The organism is Arthrobacter sp. efr-133-R2A-120, assembly GCF_030209835.1.
Lineage (GTDB): Bacteria > Actinomycetota > Actinomycetes > Actinomycetales > Micrococcaceae > Arthrobacter.
On sequence record NZ_JARVRF010000032.1, the window covers coordinates 31,008 to 51,491 of the forward strand.

Annotated in this window: 22 protein-coding genes; 8 read left to right on the plus strand and 14 right to left on the minus strand. The window is 63.5% G+C overall.

What is annotated here, in order from left to right; translation table 11 throughout:
* The gene (locus QRN52_RS15495; RefSeq protein WP_284753810.1) at positions 1-663 is read right to left on the minus strand and encodes a histidine phosphatase family protein; all 663 of its coding nucleotides are present in this window, start codon (positions 661-663) and stop codon (positions 1-3) included.
* A gap of 203 nt (positions 664-866) precedes the next feature.
* Between QRN52_RS15495 and QRN52_RS15500 the strand changes: the two genes are divergently transcribed.
* The 3 genes from QRN52_RS15500 (at position 867) to QRN52_RS15510 (ending at position 3,226) form a co-directional block, all read left to right on the plus strand.
* Positions 867-1,415: a YceI family protein gene (locus tag QRN52_RS15500; protein ID WP_284753812.1), complete on the plus strand. Its 549-nt coding sequence runs from the start codon at positions 867-869 to the stop codon at positions 1,413-1,415.
* A gap of 200 nt (positions 1,416-1,615) precedes the next feature.
* Positions 1,616-2,278 carry a hypothetical protein gene (locus QRN52_RS15505; protein WP_284753813.1) on the plus strand — a complete coding sequence of 221 codons (663 nt, stop codon included), beginning with the start codon at positions 1,616-1,618 and terminating at the stop codon, positions 2,276-2,278.
* Between the two features lie 234 nt (positions 2,279-2,512).
* Positions 2,513-3,226 carry a ZIP family transporter gene (locus QRN52_RS15510; RefSeq protein ID WP_284753814.1) on the plus strand — a complete coding sequence of 238 codons (714 nt, stop codon included), beginning with the start codon at positions 2,513-2,515 and terminating at the stop codon, positions 3,224-3,226.
* 111 nt (positions 3,227-3,337) lie between these two features.
* Here QRN52_RS15510 and QRN52_RS15515 read toward each other — a convergent pair whose 3' ends face one another.
* Both QRN52_RS15515 and QRN52_RS15520 read right to left on the minus strand, forming a co-directional pair.
* The gene (locus QRN52_RS15515) at positions 3,338-4,045 is read right to left on the minus strand and encodes a redox-sensing transcriptional repressor Rex (RefSeq protein ID WP_390278014.1); all 708 of its coding nucleotides are present in this window, start codon (positions 4,043-4,045) and stop codon (positions 3,338-3,340) included.
* Between the two features lie 51 nt (positions 4,046-4,096).
* Entirely contained in the window at positions 4,097-4,351 is a 255-nt protein-coding gene (locus QRN52_RS15520; protein ID WP_234748772.1) for a glutaredoxin family protein, read from the minus strand.
* Positions 4,352-4,427: 76 nt separating this feature from the next.
* Between QRN52_RS15520 and QRN52_RS15525 the strand changes: the two genes are divergently transcribed.
* Complete coding sequence (locus tag QRN52_RS15525) at positions 4,428-5,246, plus strand: HAD family hydrolase (RefSeq protein ID WP_284753818.1); 819 nt, start codon at positions 4,428-4,430, stop codon at positions 5,244-5,246.
* Positions 5,247-5,473: 227 nt separating this feature from the next.
* Here the strand turns inward: QRN52_RS15525 and QRN52_RS15530 are convergent, their stop codons facing one another.
* The 3 genes from QRN52_RS15530 to QRN52_RS15540 all read right to left on the minus strand — a co-directional run bounded on the left by QRN52_RS15530 (position 5,474) and on the right by QRN52_RS15540 (position 7,259).
* On the minus strand, positions 5,474-5,572 hold the full coding sequence (locus QRN52_RS15530; protein WP_003792170.1) for a 30S ribosomal protein bS22: 99 nt from the start codon (positions 5,570-5,572) through the stop codon (positions 5,474-5,476).
* A 173-nt stretch (positions 5,573-5,745) separates the two neighbouring features.
* Positions 5,746-5,958 (minus strand): helix-turn-helix domain-containing protein, encoded by a 213-nt coding sequence (locus QRN52_RS15535; RefSeq protein WP_184738709.1) that lies wholly within the window; start codon positions 5,956-5,958, stop codon positions 5,746-5,748.
* 158 nt (positions 5,959-6,116) lie between these two features.
* A complete protein-coding gene (locus QRN52_RS15540; protein WP_284754065.1) occupies positions 6,117-7,259 on the minus strand; it encodes a 3-deoxy-7-phosphoheptulonate synthase in 1,143 nt (380 codons plus the stop codon).
* Positions 7,260-7,584: 325 nt separating this feature from the next.
* On the opposite strand from QRN52_RS15540, the gene QRN52_RS15545 reads away from it, so the two are divergent.
* Positions 7,585-8,598, plus strand: a complete 1,014-nt coding sequence (locus tag QRN52_RS15545) for a LacI family DNA-binding transcriptional regulator (RefSeq protein ID WP_284754067.1) — start codon at positions 7,585-7,587, stop codon at positions 8,596-8,598.
* Here QRN52_RS15545 and QRN52_RS15550 read toward each other — a convergent pair.
* Positions 8,588-9,292, minus strand: a complete 705-nt coding sequence (locus QRN52_RS15550) for a FadR/GntR family transcriptional regulator (protein ID WP_284754070.1) — start codon at positions 9,290-9,292, stop codon at positions 8,588-8,590. The genes QRN52_RS15545 and QRN52_RS15550 overlap by 11 nt on opposite strands.
* 79 nt (positions 9,293-9,371) lie before the next feature.
* On the opposite strand from QRN52_RS15550, the gene QRN52_RS15555 reads away from it, so the two are divergent.
* Positions 9,372-10,676: an alpha-hydroxy acid oxidase gene (locus QRN52_RS15555; RefSeq protein WP_284754071.1), complete on the plus strand. Its 1,305-nt coding sequence runs from the start codon at positions 9,372-9,374 to the stop codon at positions 10,674-10,676.
* A 76-nt stretch (positions 10,677-10,752) separates the two neighbouring features.
* Here the strand turns inward: QRN52_RS15555 and gdhA are convergent, their stop codons facing one another.
* The 3 genes from gdhA to QRN52_RS15570 all read right to left on the minus strand — a co-directional run bounded on the left by gdhA (position 10,753) and on the right by QRN52_RS15570 (position 14,472).
* Entirely contained in the window at positions 10,753-12,090 is a 1,338-nt protein-coding gene (gene gdhA, locus QRN52_RS15560; RefSeq protein WP_284754072.1) for an NADP-specific glutamate dehydrogenase, read from the minus strand.
* Positions 12,091-12,578: 488 nt separating this feature from the next.
* Positions 12,579-13,163 (minus strand): ArsR/SmtB family transcription factor, encoded by a 585-nt coding sequence (locus QRN52_RS15565; RefSeq protein ID WP_284754073.1) that lies wholly within the window; start codon positions 13,161-13,163, stop codon positions 12,579-12,581.
* Positions 13,164-13,260: 97 nt separating this feature from the next.
* Entirely contained in the window at positions 13,261-14,472 is a 1,212-nt protein-coding gene (locus QRN52_RS15570) for an acetoin utilization protein AcuC (protein ID WP_284754074.1), read from the minus strand.
* Positions 14,473-14,583: 111 nt separating this feature from the next.
* Between QRN52_RS15570 and QRN52_RS15575 the strand changes: the two genes are divergently transcribed.
* Both QRN52_RS15575 and QRN52_RS15580 read left to right on the plus strand, forming a co-directional pair.
* Positions 14,584-16,017 (plus strand): TrkH family potassium uptake protein, encoded by a 1,434-nt coding sequence (locus QRN52_RS15575; RefSeq protein WP_284754075.1) that lies wholly within the window; start codon positions 14,584-14,586, stop codon positions 16,015-16,017.
* A gap of 40 nt (positions 16,018-16,057) precedes the next feature.
* Positions 16,058-16,696, plus strand: a complete 639-nt coding sequence (locus QRN52_RS15580) for a potassium channel family protein (RefSeq protein WP_171983496.1) — start codon at positions 16,058-16,060, stop codon at positions 16,694-16,696.
* 38 nt (positions 16,697-16,734) lie between these two features.
* Here the strand turns inward: QRN52_RS15580 and proC are convergent, their stop codons facing one another.
* The 4 genes from proC to QRN52_RS15600 form a co-directional block, all read right to left on the minus strand.
* Positions 16,735-17,565 (minus strand): pyrroline-5-carboxylate reductase, encoded by an 831-nt coding sequence (gene proC / locus QRN52_RS15585; RefSeq protein WP_284754076.1) that lies wholly within the window; start codon positions 17,563-17,565, stop codon positions 16,735-16,737.
* Positions 17,566-17,936: 371 nt separating this feature from the next.
* A complete protein-coding gene (locus QRN52_RS15590; protein WP_284754077.1) occupies positions 17,937-18,773 on the minus strand; it encodes a sugar phosphate isomerase/epimerase family protein in 837 nt (278 codons plus the stop codon).
* A gap of 1 nt (position 18,774) precedes the next feature.
* Positions 18,775-19,839 carry a Ppx/GppA phosphatase family protein gene (locus QRN52_RS15595; protein ID WP_284754078.1) on the minus strand — a complete coding sequence of 355 codons (1,065 nt, stop codon included), beginning with the start codon at positions 19,837-19,839 and terminating at the stop codon, positions 18,775-18,777.
* A gap of 71 nt (positions 19,840-19,910) precedes the next feature.
* Positions 19,911-20,372 carry an SseB family protein gene (locus QRN52_RS15600; RefSeq protein WP_284754079.1) on the minus strand — a complete coding sequence of 154 codons (462 nt, stop codon included), beginning with the start codon at positions 20,370-20,372 and terminating at the stop codon, positions 19,911-19,913.
* Between the last annotated feature and the right edge of the window lie 112 nt (positions 20,373-20,484).

The window sequence follows — 20,484 nt, forward strand, 5'->3', positions numbered from 1 at the left end:
TCATGCTCCGGGGGTCTTCGCGGCACCGGGCAGCAGCACGGCCGCGGGTTCGCTGTAGTCCACCCGCGCAACCTTGCCGTCGTCGAACACCAGGGACGTCAGTGACGTCAGCGTGCACTCGCGTTTGCGCGGATCGTGCCACAGGGGTCGGCCCTCCGCGCTGAGGCGCGTGGCGTAGATGGGGAGCTGGTGGCTGACGAGGATGGCTTCGGCCCCATCGCCGCCGAGTTCGATCGCTTTGAGCCGGGCATCCTCGACGGCGGCACGCATGCGGGTGACCTGGTCCTGGTAAGACTCGCCCCAGGACGGACGCAGCGGATTGCGGTACTCGAACCAGTGCTTGGGCTTGATGAATTCGGAGACGCCGGCTTTGAGCCCTTCGAAGTGGTTCTCGGCCTCGATAATCCGGGGGTCGGTGTGGATCTGGAGGTCCAATGCCTGGGAAGTGGGAAGGGCGGTTTCCTGGGCACGGGTCAACGGCGAAGAGACCAGGTGGACGATGTTCGCCCCCTGCGCGACGCGGGCAGCGAAGTGGTCCGCGAGCATCTTGGCCATCTCGCGGCCGCGTTCGGAGAGGTGGAATTCGGGCAGTCTGCCGTACAGAATGCCGTCGGGATTGTAGACCTCGCCATGGCGGAGCAGATGGACAGTTGCTTGGGGCATGTTTACCAGTTTCTCAAAGAAGGCGGGCGATCTGAAATCTTCTACGTTTCGTAGAACTGAAAGTTTCTTCAGAATGTTCCCTGAAGGTGGAATAAAAGATGCATTTGCATGTTTATACTTGACACAAGGTTCGGTTGACACTTCAACTAAGTACGACCGAACGCCCAGTGAAGCTACGACCACACCTTCCCAAGGAGAACCCCATGACTCTTCCCGCAAACGTCACCACCGGCGTCTGGACCCTCGACAACTCCCACAGCGAGATCGGCTTCACCGTCCGCCACGCAGGCATCAGCAAGGTCCGCGGCCAGTTCACCGAAGCCGAGGCCACCCTTGAACTCGGCAATGGGCTGACCGACTCCAAGGTCGCCGCAACCATCCAGACCGCCAGTTTCGACTCGGGCGACGCCAACCGCGACGGCCACGTCAAGGGCGAGGACTTCTTCGACGTGGAGAAGTTCCCGGAAATCACGTTTGTCTCCCGCCACGTCAAGGCCAACGGCGACAGCTTCGACCTCGTGGGCGATCTGACCATCAAGGGCGTCTCCAAAGAGGTCACCATCGAGACTGAGTTCAACGGCGTGGCCGTTGACCCGTTCGGCAACACCCGCGCAGGCGTCTCGGGTGAGACGACCATCAGCCGCAAGGAGTTCGGCCTGACCTGGAACGCAGTGCTCGAGGCCGGCGGTGTGTTGGTCAGCGACAAGGTTGTCATCAACCTGGAACTGGCTTTCATCGCACCCGCCGCCTAATCCACCGGACTCCTAATCCACCGGGTTTCCGGACTGAATGGCGCCTTCGGTGCTGCACACGATCCCCTGTGCAGCACCGGAGGCGCCATTTCGTTGCTTGCGGTGTCACCCGCCTATTGTTCGGGGAAAAGCCGATACTTAGCGGCGAATTAGCCAAGAATTTCCTATGAATCCTTAAACCTCAGGTCTAAAGTGATGCCATGAGTAACCCAAACGAAGCTCCTCAGCCTCAGCAGCCCGGAGCCCAGCCACCGCAGCCCGGCAATGTCCCTCCTGCGGGTTACCAGCCTCCGCAGGGATACCAAGCACCTCCTTCTTACCAAGCGCCTCCCGCCTACCCGCAGCCCGGCCCCGGATACCAGCAGCCCGGCCAACCCGCCTATGGCATGCCAACGGGCCCGAATAGCGCACCGCCGGCAGGGCTCGGCTACGCTGCGCCAGCGCGGAACACCTTTGGACTCGACTTCAACAACGTCGCGCAGCGCTTCCGGGACACCACGGGAGTGCCGCAGCAGTTGACCATCTCCTACTGGTTGTGGGTCGCGGCTGCCGCTTTGGGTGTTCTTGCCAGCTTCGCCAACATCTTCACGATGCGCGGCCTGTTCGGAGAGATGATGGTGGGCCCGGGTATTGTGGGCCTGATTTTCAGCCTGGTGTTCGCTGCCCTCTACATCTTCATTGCCATTCGCCTCAAGGAGGGCTCCCGCTGGGCACGGCTTGTCCTGACCATCCTGGGAGCGTTTGCGGTGATTTCCCTGCTGGTCCAGGTGGTTACCCTTAACCTCAACTTCATCGGATCGGCGGTTGCCGTCGCGGCTACGGTCTTGATGTGGCTTCCGGAGTCCCGGAAGCACTTCGTATAGGAACAACGCAGCACATATGGCTGAAGGCCGCGGCAGGTCCCGAGAGGACCCCGCGGCCTTCCCTTTGTCCCCGCGCGATTCGCGGGAGATCCGCCGAACCTTGTTCAGCGAGAATTCTTACCGCGAATCATCACCAGCACTGTGCCTCCGGGGTACGGTGGAATTAAGCCGAGCTGGGGGCAGGGCACGTTGCACCCGGCAGCCGTATCTGCAGTCGACACGCAAAGGAATGCCATGAGCACCCCTCCGTACCCACCGTCCACTCCGGGCGAAAATCCCACACCTGAGCAGCCGAAATACGGCCAGCAGACACCCCAGCAAGGTCAGCAGCCGCAATACGGCCAGCAGGCTCCGCAGTACGGGCAGCAGGCTCCGCAGTACGGGCAGCAGGCACCTCAGCAGCCGCAGTACGGCCAGCCTTCCGTCCCGCAGTACGGGCAGGGCGGCCCCGTCGCTTGGCCCAGCCAGCAGCCCGCTGCGACGTCCGGAGTCCCCCAGCTGGTCAACATCTCGTTCTGGCTCATACTTGCCGCTGGTTTGCTGACCTTGATCGGCATTCCCTTCACCATCGCTACGCTGAACTCGCCGGCAGGCAAGAACATGCTCGATCAGGCGTTGTCGGCACAAGGAAGCAACGCATCCGGCATAGACACCAGCACCTTCATCAGCATTTTGATCACCGTCCTGGTTATTTTCTCGGTGATTTTTGCCGGACTCTACGCACTGGTTGCGTTCAAGGTCCGCCAGGGCAGGAACTGGGCCCGGATCCTGGGCACGGTCTTTGCGGCGATTTCCCTGCTCGGCCTGACCCAGATCGGCATGGGCACCATCACCATCCTCCTGGGCGTCGCCGCGATCGTGCTGTTGTACGTGCCGGCCTCGGCGCCGTATTTCCGGAAGGCCCAGCCCTTCGCGAACCCCTACGGCCAGGCGCCGTACGGCCGTTAAGCACAGCGCCGTACGGCCGCCGGGCCACGCAGCGTACGGCCGTTAGGCCACGCGGCGTACGGTCCACGGCCCACCGCCAAGAACAAACAACGGGCGCAGACCCGGCTCGGCCTAAATGGCCTGGCCCGGGGTCTGCGCCCGTTGTGCGTGATACGCCAGGATCTGAAGCTCAGTGGCCATATCCACCTTTCGCAGATTCACGTACGGCGGAACCTGCAGGAGGACGGGCGCAAAGCTAAGGATGCTGCGGATACCCGCGCTGATCACGCGGTCGCAAACGTCCTGCGCCACCGCGGCCGGGAGGGCCAGCACAACCATGTTGGTGCCGGTCCGCTGAAGGACCGTTTCAAGATTGGCGGCGTCGCTGACCCGCAGCCAGCCCACTTCGTTCCCGATGACCATAGGATCGGCATCAAGGATCGCCACCACGTCGAAACCGCGCGACTCGAATCCGCCGTAGCGCGCCAACGCCTTTCCAAGGTTGCCCGCGCCCACAATGGCCACTTTCCAGTCGTGGGTCAAGCCGAGCGCCGCCGCGATGTGGCGGCTCAGGTACTGGACCTCGTATCCCACGCCGCGCGTTCCATAGGAGCCGACGTAGGAGAGGTCCTTGCGCAACGTGGACGAACTGACTCCCGACGCCTCGGCCAACGCCTCGGAGGAAACCCGTTCCACGCCTTCGCCCAGCAGGGAGTTCAGAGCGCGCAGGTAAAGCGTCATCCGGGCCACAGCCGCGGGTGGTATCTGCTTCGCGGCAGAGTCCTTGTCCCCGGATACAGCTTCGGCGGACGGTTCCAGCGCAGTCACGTTCTTCTCCATTGCGTCGCTTTGTTTTCCCACTCTATTGCCAACAAAGCACTGCACGCATGTTCAGGCTGCGATGGCCTTCTTCAGGACCCGAACCAATCGTGCCTCATCGATTTTCCAGAAATCCCGTTGGATACCGTCCACGAATACCACCGGGATCTCCTCGGCGTAGCGCTCGCGCAGTACAGGGTCGGTGTCAATCGATTGTTCCGTCCACGTGAGCCCAAGGCTTGAGGTCACGCGTTCGACGGCGTCACGCGCCGCGGCGCAGAGGTGGCAGTCAGCTTTGGTGAGGAGTACGACGTCGGGATTTGGCATGGTTCAAAGGTATCGCTTTAGCGTCGGCACAGCCGTGCGAACGGCAGGAGGCCGGGCGATTGACTAGACTCAGGGCATGCCCGTCGAGAAGAACGCCGTTGTGGCCACCGCGCCGGCCGCAACGCAGCAGCACGGCGAAGCCGCATTCTTCGACGTCGACAACACCCTCATGAAGGGCGCCAGCCTCTTCCACGTCGCGCGGAAGATGTACGAACGCAAGGCCTTCACCCTTTCCCAAGCCGCGGGCTTTGCCTGGAAGCAATTCAAGTTCGTGCTACGGGGCGAAAAGATGGAGGACGTCCATTCCGTCCGGGATTCCGCGCTCGTCCTCGCGGCCGGTATCAAGGTGTCCGACATCAAGGAACTGGGCGAAGAAGTCTACGACGAGATGATCGAGTCGCGGATCTGGCCTGGTACCAAGGCCCTGGCGGAACAGCACCTGCGGGTTGGCCGCAAGGTCTGGCTCGTAACCGCCACACCCATCGAAGTCGCCACCGTCATTTCCACGCGCCTCGGCCTCACGGGCGCCCTGGGTACCGTGGGCGAAGTTGAAGATGGTGCCTACACGGGCCGGCTCGTGGGCGAGATCCTCCACGGTCCAGCCAAAGCCGTGGCTGTGCAGCGCGTAGCGGACGAAGAAGGCCTGGACCTGAAGCGCTGCTGGGCATACAGCGATTCACATAACGACATCCCGCTGCTCACTTTGGTGGGCCACCCGGTGTGCATCAATCCCGACGCCGGGCTGCGCCGCCATGCGCGCGAGAACAACTGGCCGGTTTATGACTTCCGTTCCGGCCGCCGGGCAGCCACGCTCGGCCTCAAAGCCGCGACTGTCGGAGGCGCTGTCTACGGTTTGTGGCGGGGTTTCTCCAAGTTCCGCAGTCCGAGGGGCTAACCCCAGCAACCCTCGCTCACATAAAGCCGCCGATCCAGCAACCCTCGCTCACATATAGCCGCCGAACGCCCGACATACGTGAGCGAGCGTTCGCCGATACAACCGACATACGTGAGCGAGCGTTCGGGAAAAAACCCGCATACGTGAGCGAGCGTCACAGGGGGCGTACACGCAAAAATGCCCGCCGCCTCGAGAGGCAACGGGCATTCACGCTGTAGGAAGTATCTCTACTTCTTATTGCGACGCTGGTGGCGGGTCTTACGAAGCAGTTTGCGGTGCTTCTTCTTGGCCATACGCTTGCGGCGCTTCTTAATAACTGAACCCACGTAAGTTCCTTACCAAACTAGATTGAGATTCTGTCTGCTGGGTGAGGTCCTTGAACTGAGCAACAGACTTTTACAACTGACAGATTCTTACAATGACGTAAAACGTTCCTTAACAGGGTACCGCCTATCGGGGGCACCCAATGACCGTTGGCCCCTAGGGAACCAAGCAAGACTCAAGCTGTCTCCGAGTGTCCGTCGACAACCGCGCCCTTGAGGTATTGGCTCACGGCTTCTTCGGGGACACGGAATGATCGTCCAAATCGGACGGCTGGCATTTCTCCCGAGTGGACCAGGCGGTACACGGTCATTTTGGAAACCCGGAGGACTTCGGCGACTTCAGCCACTGTCATGAAACGCGCGTTCGAGAAGTTAGCCTCTGCGGACATTTCTCCATATTCCTTTGCTCTCAGCGGTTAGCGGCGAACCCCAGCATTCATTACCTGGTGTGCCGATGCTGAGCCATCAAACAACCATGTGCTAGATACTCTAGAGGCTGCTGGTACCAAAGTGAAAGTCTTTCGGCCAACTGAAGATCGGGTTTCCCTTAGTTGGAGGCGGCCATCCGGCGCTTGCGGGCCGAGGCCGCCAACTGGCCCAAGACGGACACCGTGACGTCCCATTCCATGCAGGCATCAGTGACGCTCTGGCCGTAAACCAACCCTTGTTCGCCAGCCAGCTGCCGCTCCACATCCAGGTTCTGCGCCCCGCCCACAAGGAAGCTTTCCAGCATGACGCCGGCGATCGGCGAAGCAACGTCATCTTCCAACTGCGCGCCGATCTCCAAGGCGACTTCGGCCTGGCGATGGTGGCTCTTGCCGCTGTTGGCATGGCTCGCGTCAACGATGAGCCGCGGGTTCAGCCCCTTCGCCGAAAGCTTCTCCGAGGCATCAGCGACGTGGTCGGCGGCGTAGTTCGGGCCCTTGCGGCCACCGCGCAGGATCACATGTGTGTCCGGATTTCCCGAGGTCGCCACGAGGGCGGCGCGGCCATCGCCGTCGATCCCCAAGAACGCCTGGGGTGCCGCAGAGGCGCCGCAGGCATCGATCGCGACTTGCAGGTCGCCGTCGGTCCCGTTCTTGAAGCCGATCGGCATGGACAGTCCGGAGGCGAGCTGGCGGTGGATCTGGCTCTCGGTGGTGCGCGCACCGATGGCGCCCCACGCCACAAGGTCGGCCATGTATTGCGGGCTGATAGGTTCCAGGAATTCGGTGGCGGTCGGCAGGCCGAGGGCTGTGACTTGCTGAAGGAATCCACGCGCCGCACGGAGTCCGGCCGCGATGTCGTGGCTGCCATCCAAGTGGGGATCGTTGATGAGGCCCTTCCAGCCCACCGTGGTGCGCGGCTTCTCGAAGTACGCCCGCATGACGATCAGCAGGTCTTCCTTGTGCTTCTCGGCCTGGCTAACCAGCCTGCGCGCGTATTCCAGTCCGGCCTTCGGATCGTGGATGGAACACGGGCCCACGATCACCAGGAGGCGGTCGTCCACGCCGTCCATGATGGCGCGGACTCCATCGCGTCCGCGCTCGACGACGGCGGAGGCCCTCGCGTCAAGCGGCAGTTCCGCGATGATTTCCTGCGGCGTGGGGAGCGGCTCGAAGCGGCTGACGCGCAGGTTCGATGTCGACTGCGCCCCGGCATTCTCGACGTCGGCATTTAGTGTGGTGGGCTCTGCGGCGATGCTGGTCATGAAAGGGGTCCTGTTCCGGAGAGGAGCGGACCCTACTCAGAGCCCGCCTGGAAATGGCGAAGGGCAGAGAATGATCTCTGCCCTGTTGGCTCTGAAGGAATGTTGGATGCGTGTCAGTTAGACGCGGGCCCCTCCAGAGCCAACGAAAAATACGCATACCAACGGTTAGTCATAGCCAAACCATAGCGTCAGGTTCCGGATGCCTGCAAATCGAAATGCGACGACATCAAGGGAAACCGTTTCCCCACGCACTATAAACTTCATTTCAGAACACATGTCGCCGCCGCGTTGGAGCAAGGGCGCCAGCAGCTCCAGGAAGGAAGCCATGCCAGGCAGAAGGAACACCCGGCGGGTGGGCATCGCAGATGTGGCATCCATGGCCGGCGTTTCGCATGCCACCGTTTCCCGCGTCATGAACGGAAATACCACCGTGGACGCGGACATTGCCGCTCGCGTGCGCGCGGCCGCGTCCGAGCTGAAGTACAAGCCGAACCCGGTGGGGCGGAGCCTGGCCCTGGGAAAAACGGACACCATCGGAATCGTGGTGCCGGACTTGTCCAACCCCACCTTCCAGGCCATTCTTCGCGGGCTGAGTATTGCCGCCGCCCGCGACGGCTACCGCGTGTTGATCGCCGACTCGTCCGAAGTCTCCAGCGAAGAGGCAATCCTGGCCGGGGAAGCCCGGAGGCGATGCGACGGCGTCGTTCTTTGCGCCCCCCGAATGAGTGACGCCGATCTGGAGGAACTCGCCCCCACGCTCTATCCGCTCGTCCTCATCAACCGGACCACCGAGTCGGTACCGACTCCCAGCCTCGTGGTGGATTACGGCCAAGGCATCCAGGAACTTGCCGCCCATCTGGTGGAGCTGGGTCATCGCAAACTGGCTTATCTGACGGGACCGGACCGCAGCGCCTCCAACGTGCAGCGCCTCCGCGGGCTCGAGAAGTTCACGGCCGAATTCCCGAACGTCGAGTTGCAGTTCATTCCCGGCGGCAACACGTTCGACGCCGGATTCGAGTCGAGCGATGCCGTCGCCTCATGCGGGGCTACTGGAATCCTCGTCTTCAATGACGTCGCGGCGATGGGCCTCTTAAGCGGTCTGAGTGAGCGCGGGATCCGTGTCCCGGAAGATTTGTCACTCACGGGCTTCGATGACATGCCTTTTGCCCGGTACACCATGCCGCCGCTGACCACTGCCGCCGTGCCGATCTCCGACCTCGGAGACCTTGCGTGGCGACGCATGCGGGAGCAGATCCAGACCAACGACGCCGCTTCCCCCACGAACTACTTCCCGCCGCGGATTGAGCTCAGGGGCAGCACCGGACCGGTCAAGGCTTAGTTTCCGCAGGGGCCTTCCCCAGTCCGGCCTCCCGGTAGTACCCCTCGATGTGCGCGGCAACGAGCGTCGCCGCCCGGCCGCCGTCGCCGTCGTTCACCGCCTCCAAAATGGCGCGATGCTCGGACCGCAGGCGATCGGCGGTGTGATCCCAATCCGGCAGGTTCGCCGTGAGCGCGGCGGCGTAACCCTCGATCGCTTCACGCAGCGAGCCCATAATGGTGCTCACCACGGCATTTCCCGCGGCTTCCGCAAGCGCCAAGTGGAAGGCGACGTCCAGCGCGAGGAAATCATCGACGGCGGCACTCACGTCCATCTCGTCCAGGAGCCTCGCTGCTTCCTTGAGTTCGGGGGCGTCGGCCTTGGCGCGGGACACCGCCCATGATTCGAGCAGGACCCGGGTCTCCACAATGTCGGCGACGGGCAAATGCTGCGTGGCCACGTGGAGGCGGAGCGCGGAGCCAAGTGCCGCGGCCGGTTCCGCGATGACCACCGTCCCGGCGTCCTTGCCAGAGCCGACGCCTGCCCGCACCAAGCCCATGGCCTCCAGGATGCGGATGGCTTCGCGGACCGAAGTCCGCGAGACCTCCAGTTGTTCGGCCAGCGCCCGCTCGGCGGGGAGCCGTCCGCCAAGCACCAAATGCCCGTCGGACAATTGCTTTTCGATCCAACTCAGGACGAGCTCGTGCGTTCGCATGGATAAATAGTAGTTGATGTGGTTGGACCACATGGCATAGAGTGTGGTCCAACCACACAAGCACACGGGAGACAGCACCATGACGCAGACCGTCCAGCCGAGCAGCGCCCCTTCCCTTGAGGTGCCCGCGAACGTCCCCACCGTCGTCGGGCGCCCCGCGGCACTCAAGCGCCGGGTTCCCAAATACGCGGACCTGGCGCCGCTCATGAAGTTCAAGAAGCCCGAGTTCAGCAACGCGGCGAAGCTGCGCCGCGCATCCACCATTTGGGAACTGCGGGATATGGCCAAGCGACGCACCCCCCAGGCGCCGTTCGACTACACGGACGGTGCAGCGGAGGCGGAGATCACCCTTCGCCGGGCCCGCCAGGCTTTCCAGGACATCGAGTTCCGGCCGGGGATCCTGCGCGACGTCTCCAGCATCGACCTCAGCACCGGGATCCTGGGCAAGGAATCCCGGCTTCCGTTCGGTATCGCACCCACGGGATTTACCCGCATGATGCAGTCCGAGGGTGAGTACGCGGGCTCGCAGGCGGCCGAAGCAGCGGGCATTCCGTACACGCTGTCCACGATGGGAACGGCGTCCATCGAAGACGTTGCAGCAGCGGCTCCGAATGGTCGTAACTGGTTCCAGCTGTACCTCTGGACGGACCGGGACCGTTCCCTGGAACTGATCGAGCGCGCCGCCAAGGCCGGAAACGACACCCTCATGGTCACGGTGGACACCGCCGTCGCGGGCGCCCGGCTGCGGGACGTCCGCAACGGCATGACCATTCCGCCGGCGCTCACGGTGAAAACCGTCCTGGATGCCTCGTACCGGCCCGCCTGGTGGTTCAACTTCCTCACCCACGAGCCACTCACGTTCGCCTCGCTCTCCCGTTACACGGGTACGGTGGCAGACCTCATCAACTCCATGTTCGATCCCACCCTGACCTTCGACGATCTCGACTGGCTGCGCGAAACCTGGAAGGGCAAGCTCGTGGTCAAGGGAATCCAGACGGTGGAAGATGCCCGCAAGGTGGTGGACCACGGCGCGGACGGCGTCGTGATCTCCAACCACGGCGGGCGCCAACTGGACCGGGCACCGATTCCGCTGCACCTCGTTCCGGAGGTCTCAGCGGCGCTGAAGGCCGACAACAGCGACGCGGCCATCATCCTGGACACGGGCATCATGAGCGGCGCCGACATCGTGGCAGCTCTGGCCCTCGGTGCCGACTTCACGTTGATCGGGCGCGCCTACCTTTACGGACTCATGGCCGGCGGGCGCGCAGGCGTGGACCGCACCATCCAGATCCTGGAAAAGGACATGGCCCGCACGATGGCCTTGCTCGGAGTCACCAGGATTTCGGAACTCAACCCGGACCACGTTCGCCTGCTGGAGCACTAGGTCGGGCTGCCCAACTGACTCGCAGTAGGTGTCGTTTTCAGCCCTGTAAACGACACCTACTGCGAGCTAGTTGGGGCTAGATGAGGCCTTGCGCCAACATGGCGTCGGCGACCTTCACGAAGCCGCCGATGTTGGCACCCAGGACATAGTTGCCCGGCGCACCGTATTCCTCCGCGGTTTCGGCACAACGATCGTGGATGCCCACCATGATTTCCGTGAGGCGTGCTTCCGTGTGTTCGAAGGACCAGAAATCGCGGCTGGCGTTCTGCTGCATCTCTAAGGCAGACGTCGCCACACCACCGGCGTTGGCTGCCTTGCCCGGCGCAAACAGGATGCCCGCATCCTGGAAAACCGCAACGGCTTCACGAGTGGAGGGCATGTTGGCGCCTTCGGCGACTGCCAGCAGACCGTTGCTGACGAGCTTGGCTGCCGCGTCGCCGTCGAGCTCGTTTTGCGTCGCGCACGGCAGGGCAACGGTGCCGTTGACGTCCCAGACCGAGCCGCCGGCCACGTAGCTGGCGCCCCGGCGTCGCTCCGCGTATTCAGTGAGGCGGCCCCGTTCGACTTCCTTGATCTGGCGGAGCAGTGCGACGTCGATGCCGGCCTCGTCAACCACATAGCCCGCGGAGTCGGAACAGGCCACCACGGTGGCGCCAAGCGCCTGGGCTTTGGCGATAGCGTAGATGGCCACGTTTCCCGAACCGGAGACCACGACCCGTTGGCCATCGAAAGACCTCCCCTTGGTCTTGAGCATCTCCTGGGCAAAGATGACCGTGCCGAAACCAGTGGCTTCCGGACGGACCAAGGAGCCGCCCCACGACATTCCCTTGCCCGTCAGCACGCCCGACTCGTAGCGGTTGGTGATGCGCTTGTACTGGCCGAACAGGAAGCCGATCTCGCGGCCTCCCACGCCGATGTCGCCGGCAGGAACGTCCGTGTATTCGCCGATGTGGCGATATAGCTCGGTCATGAAGGACTGGCAAAAGCGCATGATTTCGGCATCCGAGCGGCCGCGGGGATCGAAGTCCGAGCCTCCCTTGCCGCCACCGATAGGCATGCCTGTCAGGGCATTCTTGAAGATCTGTTCGAAACCGAGGAACTTGACGATGCCCAAGTAGACCGAGGGGTGGAAGCGCAGTCCGCCCTTGTAGGGGCCCAAGGCTGAATTGAACTCGACGCGGAAACCGCGGTTGACGTGAACACGGCCAGCGTCGTCGGTCCACGGGACGCGGAAGATGATTTGGCGCTCCGGTTCGCACAGGCGCTCAAGGACGGCGCCCTCGAGGAATTCCGGGTGGCGGTCATGCACCGGGCCAAGGCTTTCAAAGACCTCGGTGACGGCTTGGTGAAATTCCAGCTCGCCCGGGTTCCGCGCCAAGACGGTGTCCCGGACTGCTTCCAGCCTCGAATCCATGTGACTCCCTACAACTTCTGCGCCGAACGGCGGATCTGCAACGACCCCGCCATGCTCGCATCAGACGCACGCCAGTCTCCATCCGAACCGAATAAGACCAGGCAGCCCTCAGGGCAGAGGTAAGCAAAAAGCGCGGCCGGGGGACGGGTCCGGCGCTTCTTAGCTCAGGTCAATAATGGGCAATATGAGCCGGGAGGGGTGGATTGCGACATGGAGGATCGTGTTGGCGGCGACCACGATGTCCCCGCGTTCATCGGTGGCGGGGGAGCGTATCTGACCCGGAGTATCCCGTCAGTCAGGATCAGCGCCGGGCCGTCAGGCTGCACATCGACCAATTTCCCGGTAGAGTCCGTATCTTTTGCTGCCGAAGAGTAATCTGCGGACTCCACGCCATAGCTCGGGACAGCATGCTGGCTTTTCATGCAGGCCCATTTTGGACAGGAGCGGGGAGTGCATCCTCATCGCCAGTTGGAACGACCGATGCTCCTTTACTTCTTCCGCCCGAACTTCGGCAGGTTGGGCAGGTTCGGCAGGTTCGCCAGGAGGTCTGCAGCCTTGGTGGCGGCACGGCCAACCGTGCGGCCGATCTGCTGCGGCATGGTGTCGTCGATTCCCGCGACGGCAGCAACAGCTCCGGTGGCGGGAACGGCTTCAGTCGAGCGCTCGACGTCGGTGCTCGCCAGAGAAGCGACGAGCGGCTCGCCGTCGGGCTGCGTGAGCTGCTTATTCGCAGCGCCTGCGCCCTGCTGGCCTGCCGAACGTGGCCGGGGGTTACGGGCCGGGGTGGCGGCCTCGACCGCTGGCTTGGCGGGTCCGACGTCGAACGTCTCCAGCCAGCTGGCAACGCCGGCGAGCGGCTTGGGGTTCAACGCGTAATAGCGTTTCTGTCCTTGCGCGCGCATGCTGACGAGATCCGCTTCGCGGAGCACCTTCAAATGCTTTGAGATGGTGGGCTGGCTCGCTGCGAGCTCCTCCACCAGTTCCCCCACAGCCTTATCCCCAGAGCGGAGGGAAACCAGAATGTCACGCCGGGTTGCCTCAGCAATGACGGCAAATACGTCGTCAGTCACCATGCCTCCCACCCTAGCGACATATACGCCAAAAGGCATCAACTATTTCGCATATGCGCGCGGCGTTGACCGAGCCTTGGGCCAGCCGGCCGAGCAGCCATCAGTCGAACCAAGGATCCAGCCCGTAAAGCGGGAAGATTTCCTTGCGGGTGGCGATGATGGTGCGGTCCACGGCGTCGGCGGGATCATAGCCGATCTCCCACGAACGCCACCATGTGTCCGCGCCGTCGCCCATGAGTTCCGGCACCGACTCTCCGTACTTTTCCCTGACATAGCTCCGGAAAGCCTCCGGGACCGGAGCCGTCAGCTGGACGGGATGTTGGGCCACGATGCCTATCAAATGACTCCACGTGCGCGGTACCACGCCCGTAATGTCGTAGCCCCCTCCCCCGGTGGCGATCCAACGGTTTTCGCAGAACCTGGCAGCGAGGCCCGCGACGGCGGTGCCCGCCTCGCGTTGGCCGTCCACGCTGAGGTTGAGGTGCGTGAGGGGATCGACTTTGTGGGAGTCGCAGCCATGCTGGCTCACGATGACTTCCGGTTCAAAGGCCTGCACGAGTTGCGGTACCACGGCATGGAAGGCGCGCAACCACCCGGCGTCCCCCGTCCAAGCAGGCAACGCCACGTTGACGGCCGTGCCCAGGGCGTCCCGGCCGCCGATCTCGTTGGCGAATCCCGTTCCGGGGAACAGCGAGAGCCCGCTTTCGTGCAGGGAAATCGTCAGTACCCTGGGGTCGTTCCAGAAGATGCTCTGGGTGCCGTCGCCGTGGTGGGCATCGACGTCGATGTACGCGACCCGCCGCACACCGCCGTCGAGCAGCCTCTGCACGGCGAGTGCGGCGTCGTTATAGATGCAGAAGCCGCTGGCCCGCTCGCGGGAGGCATGATGCAGGCCGCCGCCGAAGTTGACGGCCCGGACCGCGGTCCCGGACAGGATCGCCTCGGCCCCGAGCAGCGAACCACCAGCAAGCCGGGCGCTGGCTTCGTGCATCCCGGCAAAAGCCGGATCATCTTCGGTGCCGAGCCCGCGTTCCGGGTCCGGCGTCGTCGGGTCTTCGCTTGCACGCCGCACCGCGGAGACATATTCGGCGCTGTGCACTGCCAGGAGTTCAACGTCGGACGCCACCTCGGGCGCTTGGACCGAGACGTGTTTCAAATCAAACAGTCCGAGCGCCGCGGCGAGCCTGGCCGTCAGCTCAAGCCGGGCGGGGGCCATCGGATGCGAGGGACCGAAATTGTATGCGGTCATGGCGGGATCCCACGCCACCGTCGTTGGCAGCGCGGACGGACGGAGGCCTGCCCAGGAAGTCATCAATGACAGGCTACCCGAGCGGCGGAACCCACCTGCCCCGTTACGGCGGGCGATTAGTGGTTTACTACTCAAGAAAGCAGAATCAATCGACCAGAAGCGAACAGCACTGCCATGACTCAGAGCCAGTCGAGGTCCCGAGACCCGGCCAGCTGGCAAACCGTCCAGCCGGAGCGGGGAGGCCTGTGGATTTTCACGGGCATCCGCGACTTCATCGACAACATCGCCAACTCCTCACCGGCCCGATTGGCGCTGACGGCGTACGTCTTCGCGATTATCTTGTTCACCGGTCTGCTTTCCCTGCCAGCGGCATCGGCCGACGGTGCGGTCACTCCCATCCACCAAGCCCTGTTCACCGCTGTCTCCAGCGTTTGTGTGACCGGTTTGACGGTTGTGTCGACGGCGACGCACTGGACCTTTTTCGGACAGCTCGTAATTCTCGTGGGCATCTTCGTGGGTGGATTGGGAACCCTGACACTCGCATCCCTCCTGGCGCTCATGGTCAGCAAACGGCTGGGAGTGAGGGGCAAGCTCATTGCCCAAGAGGCCATGAACAACGCCGGGCGCTTGGGCGAAGTGGGTACATTGTTGCGGATCGTCATCTCGACGTCCGTGACCATCGAGGCCATACTGGCCATCGCAATGATTCCCCGGTTCCTGACGCTCGGCGAGGACTTCTGGCAGGCCGTCTGGCACGGGATCTTCTACTCGATCTCCTCCTTCAACAATGCCGGTTTCACGCCGCATTCCGACGGAATCGTTCCGTACGAAACGGACCTGTGGATTCTTGTGCCGCTCATGCTTGGCGTGTTCCTCGGGAGCCTCGGCTTCCCGGTGATGCTGGTGCTCAGGCGGCACGGCCTCAATTGGAGGAAGTGGAGCCTCCACACCAAGCTGACCATCCAGGTTTCCGTGATCCTCCTCATTGCCGGCGCAGTCCTCTGGGCCTTGATGGAGTGGGACAACACCAACACCATCGCCAACATGAGCGTCGGTGACAAGATCACGCATTCGATTTTCGCCTCGGTCATGACGCGCTCCGGTGGCTTCAACCTGGTCGACCAGGGCCATATGGATTCCACCACGAGGCTGCTGTCGGACGCGCTCATGTTCGCCGGCGGCGGTTCGGCGTCAACGGCGGGCGGCATCAAGGTGACCACCATCGCGGTCATGTTCCTCGCCATCGTGGCTGAGGCCCGGGGCGACGACGACGTCAAGGTCTACGGCCGCACGATCCCCGAAGGCACCATGCGGGTAGCCATCTCAGTGATCGTCGCTGGTGCCACCTTGGTATGCGCATCAGCATTCTTGCTGTTGGCCATCAGCGGCGCCAGCCTGGACCGGGTACTCTTCGAAACCATTTCAGCCTTTGCAACCGTGGGCCTCAGCACGAACCTCAGTGCCGAACTGCCGCCGTCGGGGGTCTACGTCCTCGCCGCCCTCATGTTCGCCGGCCGTATCGGCACCATAACCCTTGCCTCCGCCCTGGCCCTCCGCCAGCGCAGGCAGCTATTCCATTACCCGGAAGAGAGGCCGATCATTGGCTAATTCAACAGGCGCCCCCAACCGGCCGGCGCACAACGCGCCCGTGCTGGTGATCGGCTTGGGCCGATTCGGTGCAGCCACCGCCGAGCAGCTCGTCAAACAGGGACGCGAAGTCCTGGCCATCGAGCGGGACCGCACCCTCGTGCAGAATTGGGCTTCCGTGCTGACCCACGTCGTCGAGGCGGACGCCACCAACATCGATGCCCTCCGCCAGCTCGGCGCGCAGGAATTCAGTTCCGCCGTCGTAGGCGTCGGAACGTCGATCGAGTCTTCGGTGCTCATTACGGTGAACCTCGTGGATCTGGGCATCGAACACCTCTGGGTGAAAGCGATCACTGCTTCGCACGGCAAGATCCTCACGCGCATCGGCGCCAACCACGTCATCTACCCCGAAGCCGACGCCGGAGTCCGCGCTGCGCACCTGGTCTCCGGGCGCATGCTGGACTTCATTGAGTTCGACGACGATTTCGCCATCGTGAAAATGTACCCGCCCAAGGAAACCGTGGGCTTCACGCTGGACGAGTCAAAGGTCCGTTCCAAATACGGAGTGACCATTGTCGGCGTGAAATCCCCGGGCGAAGACTTCACCTATGCCCGGCCCGACACGAAGGTTTCCGGCCGCGACATGCTGATTGTGTCCGGGCACGTGGACCTGCTGGAACGGTTCGCGGCGCGGCCGTAGCTGCAGTGCGAATGGAGCCGTAGCCTCGCCGGGAGGGACTAAGCGAGCTGCTGCGTGATTTCCGCCGCCCGGGCCGCTGCGGCGCGGGCTCCGTCGGCGATGATCGCGGGTATCCCGCCGTCGTTGAACGCCGCGATGGCGCGTTCCGTGGTGCCGTTGGGGCTGGTCACGGCGATGCGCAGGGCGGTCGGGTCCGCTCCCGGCTCGGCAAGCATGAACCCGGCGCCTGCCACGGTTTCGCGTGAAATCATGAGGGAGAGCTCAGGATCCAGGCCAAGTTCGACGCCGGCGGCCGCCATGGCCTCGGCAAGGTAGAACGCGTACGCAGGGCCCGAGCCGCTGATGGCGGACAGGGCATCCACCTGTTCCTCGGGGATTTCCACGACGGTTCCTGCCGCGGCGAGGATGTCCTTGGCCTGCTGGAGCTGCGCTGGAGTGCAGTTGGTTCCGGGCGAAACGGAGACTACCCCGCGTCCCAGCTTGGCGGGCGTATTGGGCATCGTGCGGATGACCGGCTGGCCCGCCGGCAGGGCAGCTTCCAGCTGGGCGATGGACACGGCCGCGGCAACGCTGATCACAATGGTGTTCTTGGCCAGCGATGGGGAGATTTCACGGGCGAGATCAGCGATGCCCACAGGCTTGACACCCAGGATGACAACCGAAGCGCCCTTCGTAGCCAGCTTGTTGTTGTCTGGTTCCTCGGCTCCGGCGATGGTCATGACATGGTGGCGCTCAGCCAGTTCGGCGGCGCGTTCTGCGCGGCGGACGGTGGCGACGACGTCCGAAGGATCCATTCCGGCGGCAAGCAAACCACCCAGAATGGCCTCGTTCATGGACCCACAGCCAAGGAATGCGATTCGGTTGCTCATGGGTCCATGATGCCAGTTCAGCCGCGCCGCTGCAGAACCAATTGCAGGACTCTCGGGGAGCCAGGATTCCCAGCTAGTTCCCAAGGTTATTGCAGGCTGCACCCAATATCGCTCCGTAACTTAGTAATTACCTCATTGAGGGTGCGAGTGATGAGGCGGGCATGGGGATGTCCGCCACAAGCACCGGTGGTCGAACGGGTTTCCCCCCATTTTCCCGTATCGACCGCCGGTGCTTTCGCGTTTAAGGAACGAAGCCGCGGATACGACGGAGACCGGCCGCAACGCGTGCGGCGGCGGAACCGGCCACGCGGTGCAAGCGGCCACGGCGCGCCCCAGCCGCCCGTCGTCGGGGTCCCGAATCCCCGGGAACCCTAGATCTCGAAGGCTCCCACGAGCGGCGCCCCCAAATGCTGGCGCGCGAAGCGCAGTGTCTCGGCGAGCCACTCCTCGCGTTCACCGGCAGCTTTGGCCTTGCGCGTGGAAATCTCGGCAACCACGGTGCCTTCGAATCCGTTCGATGCGAGATACTGCAGTGCCTCGGCGCACTGCTGGGTCCCATAACCGGGGATCAAGTGCTCGTCCTTGCCCGAGCCCGAACCGTCCGTGAGGTGGACGTGGCGGAGCTTGCTCCCGAGCGCCCGGATCGCCTCAAGGCTGTTGGCACCCGCTGTGGCGGCGTGCGAGAAGTCCCACGTGACGTCGTCGTAATCCTGGCCCATCGGGTCCCAGTGCGGAAGGTAAGCGAGCGCCTCCCGGCCGCGCACACGCCACGGGTACATGTTCTCTACCGCGATATGAACCTGGTACATCGCCGCGATCTCGCGCACGCCGGCAGCGAAGTTCTCCGCATAGTTCGACTGCCACCGGAACGGCGGGTGGACCACCACAGTGTTGCAGCCGACTTCGCGCGCCATCTGGCAAGACATCTCGATCTTGTTCCACGCCGGACCCCAAACCTGCTGGGTCAGCAGCAGGGTGGGCGCGTGGATGGAGACGATCTGCTGCTCGTATCGATGGCTTAGCTGGATGAGTGCATCCGGGTTCTGGCTGGTGGCGTTGTTGGTCACCATCACCTCGACACCGTCGTACCCCAGGTCCTGGGCCACGGCAAAGGCGTCGTGGACACTGAGCGGATAGACAGAAGCGCTGGATAGCGCCACCGGGATCCTCGGCGTGTCTTCTTCGGAGTGCTCGACGTCGGTACTCATGTTAGTTGGCCTGCCTCCCGGCGGTGGGGATCGGTATAGATACTGCCGCGGGCGCGGCCGTTCCGGTGTTGGCGCCCAGGCGTGGCACCGGGACCGCGCCGCCGAGCCCGACATGCGGGGCCGGGGCCAGCGGGCCATCGAAGATCAGCTGGTCGAGTCGGCGCAGGATCAATCCCTCGCGCAGGGCCCAAGGGCAGATCTCCATGGTGGGAAACTCGAACATCTCCAATGCGGCCTCGGCCACGAGGGCTCCTGCGAGGATTTGCGCCGCCCGTGCATCGGACACGCCAGGGAGATACAGCCTGTCCTCGACGGTCATGGCCGAGATCCGCTGCGCCCAGAGGCCCAAGTCCGTGGCGTGGAGTTCGCGCTTGACGTATGGACCGGCGCCGCTGGGGGCCGCGCCTGCGATGCGTGCAAGCGAACGGAAGGTTTTGGAGGTTCCGGCCACCAGGTTGGCCCGGCCCAATTGCTTGAACTCGCGCACGACGGGCTTGAGTGTGTGGCGGATGTACTTACGCAGCTCTTTGACGCTCTTGGCCGTGGGCGGGTCATTGTGGAGCCAGTCCCTCGTCAAGCGGCTCGCTCCAAGCGGCACTGAGACCGCGAGCTCGGGCAGTTCGTCCTGGCCAAACGCCATTTCGAAGGAGCCGCCGCCGATGTCCAGGTCCAGGATCGGACCGGCGCCCCAGCCGTACCAGCGTCGAACCGCGAAGAACGTCATGGAAGCTTCTTCGCTGCCTGTCAGTTCCTGCAGGGTCACGGTGGTCTCGTGCTTCACCCGGGCAAGGACCTCGACGCCGTTGGTCGCTTCGCGGATGGCCGAGGTACAAAAAGCCAGGAGATCCTCGGCTTTGTGGCGGGCTGCGAACTCCCACGCTTCGAGGACGAATTCGATCAGCTCGTGTTGCCCGGCGTCGTTGATGTTACCGTCGGCGTCCAGGAACTGAACCAGCGAAAGTGGTCGCTTGTGGGAGGCAAACGCGACCGGGCGTGCGCCCGGATGCGCGTCCACCAAAAGCAAATGGACGGTGTTGGAACCGATGTCTAGGACGCCAAGACGCATTCTGCCATTATTCCCCGATTCGAAGCGTGTGAAGCAAGTACGACTGCCGATTCGTGCCGGCTGCCGGTCAATTAGTCCTGGGGGCGCTCGGTGTCCGCTTCTGCGTCGGCGTCGTCGGCTTCGTCGGCGCGGGTGAAGTCGCGTCGGACGTTGGCGATGCCTTCCGGGCCCATCTCGAAGCCGTGCTCGCTGCCGGGGTTGATCACGAGGCCCAGCTCGTCACCGATGCTGTCCAGAATCGCAGCGCCGTGGGTGCCAAGGACGTTGGGCGCGGCCTTGAGGAAGTGCGATTCCACCCGGCTCGGGTGGCTGAACACTGCGAGGACAGGCTGGCCCTCGGAGTTGGCAAGGACAAGTGGCTCCACGGCCGCGTCAGGCTGATCCAAGGAGTCGGTGCTCAGGATGTAGACCTCGTTGTTCAGGAAGGCCAGGATGACGTCCACCGGGTTCGCGTCGGGTTGCCCGGCCTTTGCGAGCTTGGACTCAAGGTCGTTTAGGGGCAGGGATTCCGGGGCTGCAGGCTGATCTGTCATGGTTCCACTCGATCACGGTTCCCCCGCCCGAAGCAATTCCCGGCGGTCTCGCTGCCGGCCCGCCGCCCGCCCTTGCACTGAGGACACGGATAATTCCCCGGGACACACGTAT